The sequence below is a fragment of the Alphaproteobacteria bacterium genome (assembly GCA_015231795.1).
Classification (GTDB): domain Bacteria; phylum Pseudomonadota; class Alphaproteobacteria; order Rhodospirillales; family WMHbin7; genus WMHbin7.
In genome coordinates this window covers 829,919-844,509 of the sequence record JADGAX010000001.1, presented here as the reverse complement: position 1 = coordinate 844,509, position 14,591 = coordinate 829,919, and the positions used below count along the sequence as shown (strand labels likewise).

Sequence of the window (14,591 nt, the reverse complement as noted above, 5' to 3'; positions counted from 1 at the left end):
TCAGCCGCGCTTTTCCAACTTTTTCAAGATGTCGTGCGGAATGTAGGTGGCGACTTTTTCAAGCCGCTTCATGAACATGATGCCCATGCCCGGCGTGTCCAGATTGCCCGCCAGATACATGCGCTTGAACACGCGGTCGGCCTGTTCCGTCGAAACCACGATGCTGATGATTTCCTTTTCCACATTCACGGCGACCCCCAGCACGCCCAGGCGTTCGCGAACGCCCATGCCGCGCCCGAAATGAATGGTGGCCCCCTGGGCACCCGCTTCCTGGGCGGCTTTGACGATGACGTCGGCATTGCCGCGCTGGACGATGCAGGTAATCAGCGCCACGTCGGTCAGAACGGTCAGTTCGCGGGTCTGGCTCATGATGATGACGCCTCGGCTTGAGAAATTTGTTCTTGCAGTTCGGCCTTGCGGCTCATACGGCGCACCCAAATGCCGGATAGAAGAACGGTCAGGATGGGGCCGATCGAGGCCAGGGCCAGGATGCCGAATCCCTCGCTGGCCTTCACGGCACCGCCAAGACCGACCCCCATGGCCAGCACCAGGGGCACGGTGACCGGGCCGGTGGTGACGCCCGCCGAGTCCCAGGCGATGTTGACGAATTCCTCATCCGAAACCAAGGTGAGAAGCAGGGCTGCGCCATAGGCCGGAATCAACAGCCAGAACAGCGGCACGTTGGCCACTACCTTGAAGACGCCGATCCCCACCCCAAGGGCGACGCCCGTCGAGACGGCGTACATCAGGAAGGATTTGCGAAAGGCGCCGTTGGTCAGGTCCTCGACGGTCAGGCCCAACGCGTTCAAAGCAGGTTCGGCCAAGGTGGCGCCAAAACCCAACAGGAAGGCGAAGGTCAGGGCGATGGCCAAGCCGGTGACATAGGGATAGAGCGGCGTGCCCGCCAAGCCGTCAAGCGCCGTGAAAGCGCCGGGAAGCAATTCGCCCGATTGCCCGCCCAGCTTGGCCAAGCCGTAGGACAGCCCCAGATTGAAGACGATCATGCCCAACTGGCACAAGAGCAGGCCATAGATGACGATGCCCTTGTCCTTCAATCCGTGGCGAAGCACGCCCTTCAACAGCAGGAACAGGAAAAGAACCAGGGGCAGAATGGCTTGCAACCCGCCTTTGATTTCCAGCCAAGGCGTCGTCTCAAACCAGGAAGCAGGACTGGCGGCTGACGCCTGCGCGCTGGCTTGGATCAGGGCCAAGACCTCGGCTTGCGAATAGGATAGTTTCAAAATCAGTCCCAGCAGCAGCACGCCGGTGACCGGAAAGATCGAAGCCAGGGTCACGATGCCGAAACCCGACAAGGATGAATCGCCCTTGCCCGCCGACGCCGCGATGCCGATGCCCAGCGCCAGCACCAAGGGCACGGTGACCGGCCCCGTGGTGACGCCGCCGCAATCCCAGGCTAGGCCGATCACCGTCGACAGATGCGGGTCGTTGGCGCAATAAAGGGTCAGGGCCAGCGTGGGCAGCAGCGACAGATACAAGAAAGGCTTCAAGCTCCAGCTATAAAGCAAGCGCATGGTGCCCGCCACGGCGGCCAAGCCGACGCCGCCGCCGACCACCAACACCAAGGGCGTCGTCCACAGATTGAGAAGGGCGAAAAGATAGGGCGCTCGTTCAGGGGCTACCAGCGCGCCAACGGTTTGCAGGGCGCCGATGGCCGGTTCGGCGAAGGTGACGCCGACCCCCAGGGTGAAGGCCACGAACAGAACCGCCGCCAGCCCCAGCCGCCTGGGCAACTGGTCGCCGATGGCTTCGGCGAAAGGCATCAGGCCAAGCCGCAGGCCTTCCATGAACAGCATCAATCCCAGAATCACCGCCATCATGCCCAGGATCACGATGGCCGCATCCATGACCGGCTGGCGCAGGACCAAAATCTGGAAGATGGCCAGATACAGGCCCAGCGGCAAAACGGCGCGCAATTGATCGACCAGCCTTGTGCCGACATAAGGGCCTAAAAGCCGCGAAATGTCCTTGCCGCGCAGGGCGACGGGCGGGGCCTGCCAGGGAAGATCGTTGCCGCTGGCGTCGCGCTGGGGAACCGGGGTCAGAAGATTGTAGCTGACCTCATGTTCCTGGAGCGTCGCTTCGCGCAGAAAATCGCCATAGCGGATGTGGGAGGGCATGTCTCTACCAAACTTGGACTGCGTTGGCGCGCATCGCGCGGGAGCGGTGACGTCGGCCACCAGAGGCCCTTTCCTCCTTTATCTTTTCAGGCTTAAGGCCTCTAGTCAGCAACAATCCTTATAAGTAAACTGCCGTAGATGAATGAACGTATTCGCTGGCAAGTCTGGAAAATTCTCGAGCAGGGGTCCTCCCTGTGGGGTCGCGCGTCGTCGTCCTTGTTGGTCTGCTTGATTCTGGCCAACGTCGGAGCGGAAGTGGCGACCACCTTGCCCAATCTGACAGTGGCTTGGCAGCGCGAACTGCATCTTTTCGACAGGGTGGCAGTTCTGATCTTCACCCTTGAATATCTGCTGCGGCTTTGGGTTTGCGTCGAGGATCCGAGAGAACGCTTTCATCATCATCCCGTGATGGGGCGGCTGCGCTATATGGTCACGCCCAAGGCCATTATTGATCTTTTGGCCATTTTGCCCTTGTTCCTGGGGCCGTTCCTGAATCCGGACGCCATTCGGTTTTTGCGCTTGGCCCGCCTGCTGAAGCTGCTGCGCTATTCGGCGGCGTTGGATACGCTGGGCGATGTCGTCAAGTCCGAGCGTCGGGTTCTGATCTCGGCGGGAATCGTCATGCTGGTGCTGTTGGTGACCCAGTCGTCGATCATGTACTACATTGAGCGCGAGGCGCAGCCGCAGGCCTTTGGCAGCATTCCCGACGCCATGTGGTGGGGCGTGGTGACGCTGGCTACGGTCGGCTATGGCGATGTGGTACCGCACACGCCCCTGGGAAAATTGATGGGCGGCGTTTCCGCCGTGATGGGATTGTGCATGTTCGCCCTGCCCGCGGGCATTCTGGCATCAGCCTTCTCGCAGGAAATGAAGAAACGCGATTTCGTCATTACCTGGACGATGGTGGCCAAGGTGCCGTTGTTCAGCGGTCTCAACGCCTCGATCATCGCCGATATAGCCGGACTCTTCGCGCCCAAGGTGGCGGTGCCGGGCGAGCGGCTGGTGCGCAAGGGCGATCCGGCCGACGCCATGTTCCTGATCGTCTCGGGCGAGGTCGAGGTCGAGGTGGGCGATCAGTCCAAACGTCTCAAAAGCGGCGACTTTTTCGGCGAAATCGCGCTGCTCGAAAAGACCACGCGCACGGCGACGGTGCGCGCCGTCTCGACCTGCCAGTTGCTGGTCCTTGAGGTCAATGATTTCGAGCGCCTTCTCGATTCGCACAATGGACTGAAGGACGTCATCCGTCAGGTGGCCGCCCAGCGGCTGGCAGAAATCGGTCAATGCGCAAGCTAGCCCGCTAGCCGTTCCATGCCTGCAAAAGCGCCTCTTCCAGATTCTTCGCGAACAACGTCGCGTCGCAAACCGGCGAATCCAGCAACTGCTGGCGCAAGCCTGCCCGGATCGTGTTCAGCCGATTCGGGTTCGAGACCAGATCGAGCGCCTTGGCGATGTAGTCGTCGGCGCTGGCGGCGATCCATTCCGTCTTGCCCAGGCTTGTCAGAAAGCTGGCCGAATGGCGTCCGGCGATCGATGGATGCGGCCAAGTGACGACGGGAAGGCCCATCATCAGTGCTTCCAGCGTGATGATCGATCCCGACCAGGGAAAACTGTCCAGCGCCACATCCGCCCTGGCGTAGGCTTTCAGAACGTCTTGCGCCGTCATGGCGCCGAGCAGTTCGACTTGGCTGGCCCTGATGTCGACGGCGTTCAGCCGATCCAGAAAACGTTCCCGCACGCCTTCGTCGTCGAAGGCATGGGCCTGCACGATCAGGCGCGAGCCTTTGGGTGCTGCATCCATCAAGCGGCCCCACAGGGCCAGGAGTTTGTCGTTCAGCTTGGCCAGCCGGTTGAAGCTGGCGAAGCTGGGGGAGCCGCGCTCCAGCATGGGAAGCGGCGAGACTGGCGGCAAGTCGTCGGGCGGATTGAAACAGGCGAAACTGTCCGGCAGGTAAAGCGGGGTTTCGGTCAGGGGCGGCAGGTTGTCGGGCGGCGCTTCGGTCCGGTCGGTCAGGATGTAATCGATGGCGGGCATGCCCAGCCCGTTCCAATAGGCGCATCCCCAGTGAATTTGCACCGGCGCGGGCCTTTGGGCCATCACGCCCAGCCGATGGCCGCGCGTATGCCCCGCCAGATCGATCAGGATGTCGATGCCGTCGCTTGCAATTTTCTCGGCCACGACTTGGTCGCTTAAGGCATCGATCTCGGTCCAGCCTTTCGACGCGGCCTGAAGGCGTTTTGCCGACTCGTCGCCGCTGGGTCCGTTGACATAGACATGCAGGGAAAAACGAAGGCGGTCGAGCCGTTCCAACCCCGCCAGCGCCAAGGCTCCCAAAGGATGACGGCGCACATAGGCGCACAGCAGGCCAATTCTGAGAGGGCCGTCCTGGCGGCGCTTCGTCGCGGTTTTTTCCCGGCAAGGCGGCGCGCAGGACGTTGTGGCTTCGAAAATTGCTTCAGGCCCCGCATCGGGCAAATAGTGCAGATTCATCAGGCGGCTGGATTTCGCCGGGGCAAAATCGGGGCGCAGAGACAAAGCCTGATTATAGGCTTGCGCGGCTTCCTTGACCCGGCCCTGTTCCTGAAGACAATTGCCCAGATTGTGCCAGGCTTCGGCAAAGTGGGGGTGCAGCGCCAGGGCGCGCCGGTAGGCCGCTTCGCCCTCTGTGTAATGGCGGGCATGTTCAAGCGCCGTGCCTGCATTGAACCAAACCTGGGCGTGGCAGGGCATCAGGGCGCAGGCCAGACGGTGCTGGGCCAGCGCGCCGTGAAGATCGCGCTTTTGTTCCAGCAGCAAGGCCAGATTGGCATGCGCCGGGCCGAACCCGTCAAGGGCTTGCAGCGCCGCCACGGCCTCGTCGATCCGCCCCTGGTCGGCCAACAGGTTGGCTTGGCTGAAACGGCTAAGTTCGTCCTGTCCTTCGCTCATGATTGTCACTTGCCCCGAATCTGGCTTATCTTGCCGTTCATGCGCCACTTTGTCCTGGCCTTTTTGATCCTGCTGGCGGCCTTTCCATCAAGGGCCGAACCCCAGGCCGTGCAAGATGCGCTGTCGGCGGTCAATGAGGTCAGGCGCGATCATGGGCTGGCGCCCGTGCGGCTGGATTCGCAATTGGGCTTAGCAGCGCAGAATTTCGCGCGCGAATTGGCCGATTGGGGGCGATTGTCGCATAGGGGGCCGGATGGCTCGAACCTGGATCAGCGCCTCGTGCGACAAGGTTACGCCTATCGGCTGGCCGCCGAGAACCTGGCTTCGGGGCTGATCGGCCCCAGGCAAACCGTGGACTTGTGGTTGGCCAGCCCAGGGCATCGCGACAATATGCTGAGGCCCGAATTGCGAGAGGCGGGCATTGGCATAAGCCAAGCCGCCGATGGACAAGCCTATTGGACGTTGGTGTTGGGGCGGCGCATGAACGACAAGGGCGACGCGCCCGATCTCGATACCGGTCCCTGATTTACTTGACCGCCTTGGCGCGCCGATAGCCCAGCCCCATCATGCAATTCGCCACATAACGATCCACGTCATAGCGGTTGCGAATGGCGTCGGTCTGGCGGCTGGGGCTGGCATTGCCGCCCGCTGGGTCGCGGTCCAGCATGTCGTCGCGTCCGATCTGGCGGCCCAGATCCTCGTCGGCCTGCTTGCGGCAGACCGACAGATCGCGGCTGGTATAGCTGCTGCCCCAATCAGGGTGTATCCAGGCCTGCGATGCCGGTTTGGCGGCGCAGCCGGTCAGGATCAGCGAAAACAGAATGATGAAAAGATGTCTCATGAGCGCCCGTGATTAGACAGAACTGTTTTCGATATGCTCCATGTCCTCGTCGGACAGGCCGATATGATGGCCGATTTCGTGGATCAAGACATGGCGCAAGACCAGAGCCAAATCTTCGCCGGTTTCGCACCAGTAATCCAGAATCGGACGGCGATAGAGCAGGATGCGGTTCACATCCGTAACCACGCCGCCGGAATGTTCGTGTCCGATATCGATGCCCTGATACAGGCCCAGAATGTCGAAGGGGCTTTCCAGCTCCATCTCTTCCTCGATCTCGGCTTCGGGGAAGTCGGCGACCAGAATGGCGACTCCCTGCAAGAAACGGTGCCATTCGGCAGGCAGGCGCGCCAGTTCCTGACGGGCCAGTTCTTCGATTTCGTCCAGGCTGGGGGGCGTTTTCATTTCGCGATGATGACCTGATGGCCGAACCAGCGCCAGCGATTGTTGGGGGCGGGGGCGGTGCAGCTGATCCGCCCGCGTCCAGGGCCAAAGGGCTTGGCCAGCTTCAGGGCAACCCGTCTGCCCTCGATCTCCATTTTGATGGGCGCGCCGTCGCCGGTAAAGCAGTTGAGGCCGCGCGGCGGATCGTCTTTCAAGGTTAGAACGAACTGGGCAGGCGAGGGGACGGGCGCCGGGTCGGCTGGCTCGATGGCGCTGACGGCCAGGGGCAGGGTATCGACCGTGCGCTTGAAGCGATCAAGATCGCCGTAATGTTCGTTCAGCGCAAAACGCGGGATGTAAAAGGGATTGCCGCCTGCATGCGCCACCCCGGAATGCTGGCCGAAGCCCATCTTGAATCCGGCCTTGCCCGCTTGCTCGATCACGCCTTGGCTGGCCTCGCCGTAAGGATAGGCCATCAGGCCGGGCGCAAAGCCCAACTCGTCCTTGAAGCGTTGCTGCGATTTTAGGAATTCCTCCATGACCTGTTCTGGCTTCATCTCGGCCATGTGCGGATGGGTGGCCGAATGATTGCCGATGGCCACGCCCGCCTTGGCCATCTCGCGCATCTGGTCCCAGCTCATGTACAGCTTCGATCCGCCATCGACATCCTTGGTGGTGACGAACAGCGTGAAGGGGAAGCCGTAAGCCTTCAAACGCGGCCAAGCCTCGCGATAGACCGAGGCATAGGCGTCGTCGACGGTGATGGCGACCGACTTCTCGGGCAGGTCCTTGCCGCTGGCCAGGGCGTCGGCGATCTCGGCCAGGGGCAGCACCCGATAGCCGCCTTCCTTCAGATGGCGAAGATGCGCTTCGAACTGTTCAAGGCGGATGTTGGTGGAGGGAATCGCGTTCTCGCCAAAGCGGTGATACATGACGATCACGGCATGGTCGGCGGCCTTGGCCGCCAGCGGGCAGGCGAAAAGCAGGGCGGTCAAAGCCAGAAGGAATTTGCGTTTCATGACGCCAATCTATAGCCTTTCGAGAGCGAAAGGAATGCCGCCATGACGCTTGACGCCGAAGTTCTCGATCTGTTGTTTCTGAAGGCCCGCACGCATGCGCATTGGCAAGACAGGCCCGTCAGTGACGCAGCGCTGCAAGAAGCCTGGGAACTGGCGAGGATGGCCCCCACGGCGGCCAACTGCCAGCCCTTGCGCCTTGTGTTCGTGAAAAGCGCCGAGGCCAAGGAGCGGCTGAAGCCTGCGCTGGCCTCCGGCAATGTCGAGAAAACCATGAAGGCGCCCGTGACCGCCATCTGCGCCTTCGACCTCGATTTTCCCGAACTGCTGCCCCGCCTATTTCCCCAGACCGACGCCAAAAGCTGGTTTGCGGGCAAGCCCGAAGCGACCGAGGCTTCAGCGCGTCAAAGCGCCACCTTGCAGGCCGCCTATTTCCTGATCGCTTGCCGGGCGCTGGGGCTTGATCTTGGCCCCATGGGCGGCTTCGACGCGGGCAAGGTGGATGCCGCCTTTTTTCCAGAAGGGCGCTTGAAATCCTTCCTGCTGATGAATATCGGCTATGGCGAGGCGGCCAAGCTCTATCCGCGCAATCCACGGCTTGAATTCGCCGAGGCCTGCCGGGTGGCATGAGCGATCTAAGCCTGTCCTTCAGCGCAAAATTGTGGCTGTACCAGGGCCAGGGGGCCTGGTTCTTCGTCACCTTACCGAAGAAGGAATCGTCGGTGATCAAGCATCTGTCGTCTTCGAAACGGCGTGGTTGGGGATCGGTGCCCGTCAGGGCAACGATCAGCCAGACCTCGTGGAAAACCTCGATCTTTCCAGATTCGAAGGCCGGAGCCTATCTGCTGCCCGTGAAAGCCGACATCCGCAAGAAAGAAAACCTTAGCGAAGGCAGCAAGGTGACGGTGGAACTGGAGATAGACGTTGCATCTGTCTCCCTAGGTTTCACATGCAGCTAAGCCTTGGAGGCTGACACACAATGCTCAGCGGGGGATGTAGGACTTTTCGATTTCAAGCTGCGGAATGACCTGGATGTCACACCACTTGTGCAGCTTGCCGTCCTTGATCGAGAAGATGCCTGTTTGGCCTGCCGCATTGCCGAACAGATAAGTCTTTTCCTTGTATTTAAAGAATTGCACCCGGTTATTGGCATCGTCTCCTCGGTTTTTACTCCAATCAATTTCCCACCAATCTACCTCGCTTAGAAGCGATGCTGTCGTTGATAGCGATTTAAGTGTTCTTGATGGATCCGCCTGCACGATCCAATGATAGTCGTGTCCCCGGCCCGGCCCTGCTGTCACATTAAGAAGACTGTAGAATTCCCTTTTTCCATCACCGTCCAGATCGACGCCAATGTAATTAGCATCTTTCGGCAATTCTTGAACTTCACCGCTGAAGCGCGGCGGAAAGTCACTTTTATGCCCTTGCACTGTGTAAGAAGCAGGGACCAAGGGCCATTGCTCATCAGCAACTTGCCATTCAAGTATTTCGACCTTGTTTTCGACGAAGTCATTGCAGAGTGCTGAGTTTTCTTTTTCTTCCACCTTAAGAATACGAATATTCTTGGGTTTGAAAGTGCATAATGGACGCTCGCTGTGGCGACCAAACCAGGAAACTAGTTTTCCATTGTCGGTTTGATAGACGACAACAGGTTCATCCTGAATCTTGATAAGATCACCGTAGGCAGCCCAACGTAAGACTTCGTCATTCTCTTCGTCGTATCCTGGAAAATGATCCAAGGATACGAAGTCAGAAGGAGGCTGCTGCTTAGTCGCCCAGTCAAAATCGAACATGATTGCGGAGCGCATTGACCCGCCCAACATCATTTCAACAAAACGGCGCGTTCTTCCGCCTTGAAGAGGAAAACGCAACATAGGTAAGTTGGATGGGTACGCACTTAAGGACTGAAACGTTTCGATGTCGTTGCGCTCTTTCTCAGTGGGCCTCTCATGCTTAATGGCAAATTTCTTCAGAAGGCCTTGATTCGTGATGCGTAAAGTTTCTGCGCAGATTGAATGGGCATTTTTCGCCCATTGCTCTGGCGTCATGCCATTATCTTTAAGCACTCCCTCCATGCGGATCAGGTCGTTCATCCTTGTTTTCGTTATATCCCAAATACAGTTGACGTCTCCATGACAGGCGTTTTCTCGCTTATTCAGCCATGCCCTTTGCTGACGGCGAAGACGGTTTGACGATTCTGCATCAAGCCGAGAAATGAGATTATGAAAAGCATCGGTCATTTTCCGATCAAAAAACGCAATTCGCTCATTGCTGCAAATTGCTTTCTCTGTATCGCGGCTAGCTTTCCCGCAATCGAATCCTGGTTGCTCTGCCCGTGCAGGCAGAGGCACACATAGAAGGGTAATCAAGGAAAGAATGGGAACAAGACGCACATTGCCCTCCTGAAGATCGTGAAGGCAAACTTATCAACTATCTTATTGGTTGTAAATTGATTGCCATTTGCGAACAAACGGATTAGAGGCTTTCAAACCTCGAACCCCGCCATCACGTCGGGCAGGCCGCAGAAATGCAGGAAGAAGGCGTTGGCATAAAGTTCCTTCAGGCAGGCGTCGAACACCAATTTTTGAAGCGCCTGGGCGGTGGCTTCCTGACCGGGGGCCAGCAGATGGGCAAACAGGTTCTGGTGCAAGAAGCGGTAATGATGCTCGATCTGGTCCGATAGAATCAGGTTGAAGCGATAATCCAGCCACTGGGCCAAGCCGCGGCGCACCACTGCCAGCGACAAGGGTCCCCATTCGTAATTGGTCGCCTTGCCGTCCACATCCTCGTAGGCGTCGTAGACATGGCGAAACAGTCCGGCGTGGAAGGCGGGCGAGGCCACCATCACGCCCGTATGCATGACCCGATCCGCAGTGGCGGGCAGGCCCCTTGCCAGGTAGAAACTTTCCGGCGTCGGGCAATCTAGGAATCTGGCGCCCATGGCATGCCAGGATTGGTACATGCGCTCCAGCACGTCGCGATAGACGGCAGTGTTGGGGGCGGCATAGGCGTCGACCCCGCCGACAAGCTCTTCCGGCACGCCTGCAAACACCGAAGGGGCGTCGGGGCGGATCAGGATGTCGGTGTCCACCCAACATATCTGGCGGTAGCGCGACAGTTCGGGCCGCTCCAGGATCAGGCATTTCTGCCAAGCGGGCGAGCGGGCCGCAGCGCGGGGGCTTTGGTCCAAGGGAACTTCGAAGACCACGAGGTCGAAGCCGTGACGGTCGCAATAGGCCTTCCAGCCCGGCTCCGCCTTCTGGTGAAAAAGTCGGACGTAATCGTCACCCAGGGCGATGGTGACAAGGGCCCTTTCGACCGTCATGGCGTTGCTCGCAAATCCATTTCAGGCCGACTGTATCGCCTCTTTAGGCTGCAAAACAGCCCCGATTCCGCCTGACCGGCGGCTTTTGGCTGGCGAGGGCAAAAATCGCCGCAAAAACGTATATAAAAACAATGGGTTGGATGGCCAGAAAGGGGACTGGATTTTGCCCTGGAAAGGGGCTATGCCTCTGTTTCGTTTCGAAGTGACCAAGAGAGTCTTGTGACAGCAACCCCGCCAGTGTCCCCGGGCCACGATATCGCGCCCGTCACCATCGAAGAGGAGATGAAGCGCTCCTATCTCGACTACGCCATGAGCGTGATCGTGTCTCGAGCGCTGCCCGACGTGCGTGACGGCCTAAAGCCGGTGCATCGGCGCATCTTGTATGCGATGAACGAAAGCGGCTACGAGTGGAACAAGCCGTTCCGCAAGTCGGCCCGCATCGTCGGCGACGTCATGGGCAAATATCACCCGCACGGCGATTCCGCGATCTATGACGCCATGGTGCGCATGGCGCAGAATTTCTCGATGCGCCTGCCCCTGATCGACGGGCAGGGCAATTTCGGCTCGATGGACGGCGATCCGCCCGCCGCCATGCGATATACCGAAGCGCGCCTGACCAAGGCGGCGCACAGCCTGATCGACGATATTGGCAAGGAAACCGTCGATTTTCAGTCGAACTACGACGACACGGTGGAAGAACCCATGGTTCTTCCAGCACGTTTTCCCAATCTGCTGGTCAATGGCGCCGGCGGCATCGCAGTCGGCATGGCCACCAATATTCCGCCCCACAATCTGGGCGAAGTGATCGACGCCTGCTGCGCCTATATCGACGATCCATCAATCACCATCGAAAAGGTGATGGAGATCGTGCTGGCGCCCGATTTCCCGACAGGCGGCATCATTCTGGGCCGCTCCGGCATCCGTTCGGCCTTCACCACCGGCAGGGGTTCGGTGGTGGTCAGAGGCCGCGCCGAGATCGAGGAGATCAGGAAAGATCGCCAAGCCATCGTGATTTCCGAGGTGCCTTACCAAGTCAACAAGGCGCGTATGCTGGAATTGATGGCCGAACTGGTGCGCGACAAGCGCATCGAAGGCATTTCAGACTTGCGCGACGAATCCGACCGCGACGGCATGCGCGTGGTGGTGGAACTCAAGCGCGACGCCGTGCCCGACGTGGTGTTGAACCAGCTTTACAAATTCACGCCGCTGCAAAGCAGCTTCGGCGTCAATATGCTGGCCCTGAACGGCGGCAAGCCCGTGCTGATGGGGCTGCTCGAGATCATCGCCGCCTTCGTGGCTTTCCGCGAAGAAGTAGTGACAAGGCGCACGATTTACGAATTGGGCAAGGCCCGAGACCGCGCCCATACTTTGGTGGGCTTGGCGATCGCGGTGGCCAATCTTGACGCCATCATCAAGCTGATCCGCGAAGCGCCCGATCCCGCCACCGCGCGCGAGCGCCTGATGAGCCGCGATTGGGAAGCCTTCGACGTCGAGCCGCTGGTGAAATTGATCGACGAGCCTGACCGCAAGGTGGTGAACGGCTGCTACCGCCTGAGCGAAGCCCAGGCCAAGGCCATCTTGGATTTGCGCCTGCATCGCCTGACCGGGTTGGAACGCGACAAGATCGCCGCCGAACTGACCGAGATCGGCGGCGAGATCGCCCATCATCTGGCGGTTCTTGGCTCGCGCGATTTGCTGTACGGCATCATCCGCTCTGAACTGGTGGCGATGAAGGACGAGTTCGCGACCCCCAGGCGCACCGCCATCGAAGACCTGGAATTCGAATCCGACATCGAAGACCTGATCCAGCGCGAAGACATGGTGGTGACGGTTACCGCTTCGGGCTACATCAAGCGCGTGCCGCTGGCCGCCTATCGCGCGCAACGGCGCGGCGGCAAGGGCCGCTCGGCCATGAGCATGCGCGAAGAAGACGTGCTTTCGCAGGTCTTCGTGGCGTCGACCCATGCGCCGATCCTGTTCTTCAGCTCGACCGGCATCGTTTACAAGCTCAAGGTCTATCGCCTGCCCTTGGGCACGCCGCAGGCCAAGGGCAAGGCCATGGTCAATCTGTTGCCGCTGAAGGCGGGCGAGGTCATTTCGACCGTGTTGCCGCTTTCGGAAGACGAAGAATCGATGGCGCATCTGCATGTCATGTTCGCCACCGCCTCGGGCGGTGTCAGGCGCAACGAACTGGCCGATTTCCTGGACGTGCGCGCCAACGGCAAGATCGCCATGAAGCTGGACGAAGGCGACCGCCTGATCGGCGTGGCGCCCTGCATGCCTGAAGCCAATGTGCTGCTGGCGGCGCATTCCGGCAAATGCATCCGTTTCCCGGTGGACGACGTGCGCGTCTTCAAGGGCCGCGATTCCACCGGCGTGCGCGGCATTCAGCTTGCCGATGGCGACCATGTGATTTCGATGTCGATCTTGAAACATGTCGATTTCGACACCCCAACCCGCGACGCCTATCTGAAAATCAGCAAGCGCCAGCGTGGCGAAGAAGGCGTCGAGGCGGAAGGCGGCGACAGCGCCGCCCTGCTGGCGCCCGAGGTCATGGCCCGCATGGCCGAGGGCGAGGAATTCATCCTGACCGTCACTGAGAACGGTTTCGGCAAGCGCAGCTCGGCCTATGAATACCGGGTGGCCGGTCGCGGCGGATTGGGCATCGCCAATATCGATTGTTCGGAGCGCAATGGCCAGGTGGTGGCCTCGTTCCCGGTCGAGGCCAAGGACCATCTGCTGCTGGTGACCGACGGCGGCACCATCATTCGCCTGCCGGTGGAAGGCATTCGCATTGCCGGACGCGTGACCCAGGGCGTTACCTTGATCAAAGTGTCCGAGGGCGAGAAGGTGGTGTCGGTATCGCGCCTGCCCGCCGACGAAACCGAAGGGACGGAAGAGGATATGGCAGACGACCAGACCGCCTGCGAAACATCCGAGCCGGAGAGCGGCGATGATTGAGCGCATTGGGGTTTATCCCGGCACATTCGATCCGGTGACCAACGGCCATATGGACATCATCCTCAGGGCCACCAAGATTCTTGATCGCCTGATCGTCGCCGTGGCGGTGAATGCGGGCAAGGGGCCTTTGTTCGACGTCGACGAACGCTCGCAGTTGATCGCCCAGGAAGTGGCGTCGCTGAAAAACACCAATGGCGTGAAGATCGAAGTAAGGCCCTTCGACAACCTTCTGATGCATTTCGCCAAGCAGGTTGGGGCCACCATGATCGTGCGCGGGCTGCGCGCCGTTTCCGATTTCGAATACGAATTCCAGATGGCTGGGATGAACGCCCGGCTGGACTCGCAAATGGAAACCGTGTTCTTGATGGCCAGCGACCGCTGCCAGTTCATTTCGTCGCGCTTCGTGAAGGAAATCGGCCGCCTGGGCGGCGATATCGCGCCCTTCGTGTCGCCCAACGTCAAAGAGAAATTGATCGAGCGATTCAAGAAAACACAGGAGAGAGGCTGATGACTGCCCCCAAGGACCCCGAGAATACGCTGCATCTCGATTTGAAGGATGGCCGCGTCGTCATCGAGTTGCGTCCCGATCTTGCGCCCAAGCATGTGGCCCGCATCAAGGAACTCGTCCGCGCCAAGTTCTATGACGGCATCGTGTTTCATCGCGTGATCGATGGCTTCATGGCCCAGACCGGTGACCCCACCGGCACGGGCATGGGCGGTTCCGGCCAGAATCTGAAGGCCGAATTCTCGCGCGAGAAGCATGTGCGCGGCACGTGCTCGATGGCCAGGGCGCAAAGCCCCGACAGCGCCGACTCGCAATTCTTCATCTGCTTCGACGACGCCCGCTTCCTGGACGGCAAATACACCGTTTGGGGCCAAGTGGTGTCGGGCATGGAATTCGTCGACAAGATCAAGAAGGGCGACGATGACGACAATGGTTCGGTGAACGATCCGGACAGCATCGTCGCCATGTTCGTTGCTGCCGACGCAGCTTGATTACCGG

Annotated in this window: 15 protein-coding genes; 7 read left to right on the top strand and 8 right to left on the bottom strand. The window is 59.8% G+C overall.

Features of this window, described 5'->3' with window-relative positions:
• Positions 1–369 (bottom strand): P-II family nitrogen regulator, encoded by a 369-nt coding sequence (locus HQL44_04105; GenBank protein MBF0267755.1) that lies wholly within the window; start codon positions 367–369, stop codon positions 1–3.
• On the bottom strand, positions 366–2,138 hold the full coding sequence (locus HQL44_04100; protein MBF0267754.1) for a DUF1538 domain-containing protein: 1,773 nt from the start codon (positions 2,136–2,138) through the stop codon (positions 366–368). The genes HQL44_04105 and HQL44_04100 overlap by 4 nt, the downstream gene beginning before the upstream one ends.
• 138 nt (positions 2,139–2,276) lie before the next feature.
• Here HQL44_04100 and HQL44_04095 point away from each other — a divergent pair, with 138 nt between their 5' ends.
• Positions 2,277–3,431, top strand: a complete 1,155-nt coding sequence (locus tag HQL44_04095; protein MBF0267753.1) for an ion transporter — start codon at positions 2,277–2,279, stop codon at positions 3,429–3,431.
• Positions 3,432–3,435: 4 nt separating this feature from the next.
• Here HQL44_04095 and HQL44_04090 read toward each other — a convergent pair whose 3' ends face one another.
• Positions 3,436–5,064, bottom strand: coding sequence for a tetratricopeptide repeat protein (locus HQL44_04090; GenBank protein MBF0267752.1), 1,629 nt, complete (start codon positions 5,062–5,064; stop codon positions 3,436–3,438).
• A gap of 39 nt (positions 5,065–5,103) precedes the next feature.
• Between HQL44_04090 and HQL44_04085 the strand changes: the two genes are divergently transcribed.
• Positions 5,104–5,589 (top strand): CAP domain-containing protein, encoded by a 486-nt coding sequence (locus tag HQL44_04085; GenBank protein ID MBF0267751.1) that lies wholly within the window; start codon positions 5,104–5,106, stop codon positions 5,587–5,589.
• A gap of 1 nt (position 5,590) precedes the next feature.
• Here the strand turns inward: HQL44_04085 and HQL44_04080 are convergent, their stop codons facing one another.
• From HQL44_04080 to HQL44_04070, 3 genes are read right to left on the bottom strand one after another with little or no spacing between them, the layout of a single operon-like run.
• A complete protein-coding gene (locus HQL44_04080; protein MBF0267750.1) occupies positions 5,591–5,905 on the bottom strand; it encodes a hypothetical protein in 315 nt (104 codons plus the stop codon).
• Positions 5,906–5,917: 12 nt separating this feature from the next.
• Positions 5,918–6,307 carry a metallopeptidase family protein gene (locus HQL44_04075; GenBank protein MBF0267749.1) on the bottom strand — a complete coding sequence of 130 codons (390 nt, stop codon included), beginning with the start codon at positions 6,305–6,307 and terminating at the stop codon, positions 5,918–5,920.
• A complete protein-coding gene (locus tag HQL44_04070; GenBank protein ID MBF0267748.1) occupies positions 6,304–7,305 on the bottom strand; it encodes a polysaccharide deacetylase family protein in 1,002 nt (333 codons plus the stop codon). The genes HQL44_04075 and HQL44_04070 overlap by 4 nt, the downstream gene beginning before the upstream one ends.
• Before the next feature lie 42 nt (positions 7,306–7,347).
• Between HQL44_04070 and HQL44_04065 the strand changes: the two genes are divergently transcribed.
• On the top strand, positions 7,348–7,932 hold the full coding sequence (locus HQL44_04065; GenBank protein MBF0267747.1) for a malonic semialdehyde reductase: 585 nt from the start codon (positions 7,348–7,350) through the stop codon (positions 7,930–7,932).
• Complete coding sequence (locus HQL44_04060; protein ID MBF0267746.1) at positions 7,929–8,261, top strand: DUF1905 domain-containing protein; 333 nt, start codon at positions 7,929–7,931, stop codon at positions 8,259–8,261. The genes HQL44_04065 and HQL44_04060 overlap by 4 nt, the downstream gene beginning before the upstream one ends.
• 24 nt (positions 8,262–8,285) lie before the next feature.
• Here HQL44_04060 and HQL44_04055 read toward each other — a convergent pair whose 3' ends face one another.
• Both HQL44_04055 and HQL44_04050 read right to left on the bottom strand, forming a co-directional pair.
• A complete protein-coding gene (locus HQL44_04055) occupies positions 8,286–9,695 on the bottom strand; it encodes a DUF1311 domain-containing protein (protein ID MBF0267745.1) in 1,410 nt (469 codons plus the stop codon).
• A 92-nt stretch (positions 9,696–9,787) separates the two neighbouring features.
• Complete coding sequence (locus tag HQL44_04050; GenBank protein MBF0267744.1) at positions 9,788–10,627, bottom strand: hypothetical protein; 840 nt, start codon at positions 10,625–10,627, stop codon at positions 9,788–9,790.
• Between the two features lie 168 nt (positions 10,628–10,795).
• Here HQL44_04050 and gyrA point away from each other — a divergent pair, with 168 nt between their 5' ends.
• The 3 genes from gyrA to HQL44_04035 are packed head-to-tail and all read left to right on the top strand — an operon-like array spanning position 10,796 to position 14,584.
• Positions 10,796–13,588 carry a DNA gyrase subunit A gene (gene gyrA / locus HQL44_04045; GenBank protein MBF0267743.1) on the top strand — a complete coding sequence of 931 codons (2,793 nt, stop codon included), beginning with the start codon at positions 10,796–10,798 and terminating at the stop codon, positions 13,586–13,588.
• The gene (coaD, locus tag HQL44_04040; protein ID MBF0267742.1) at positions 13,581–14,096 is read left to right on the top strand and encodes a pantetheine-phosphate adenylyltransferase; all 516 of its coding nucleotides are present in this window, start codon (positions 13,581–13,583) and stop codon (positions 14,094–14,096) included. The genes gyrA and coaD overlap by 8 nt, the downstream gene beginning before the upstream one ends.
• Positions 14,096–14,584 (top strand): peptidylprolyl isomerase, encoded by a 489-nt coding sequence (locus tag HQL44_04035; GenBank protein MBF0267741.1) that lies wholly within the window; start codon positions 14,096–14,098, stop codon positions 14,582–14,584. The genes coaD and HQL44_04035 overlap by 1 nt, the downstream gene beginning before the upstream one ends.
• Positions 14,585–14,591 lie beyond the last annotated feature (7 nt).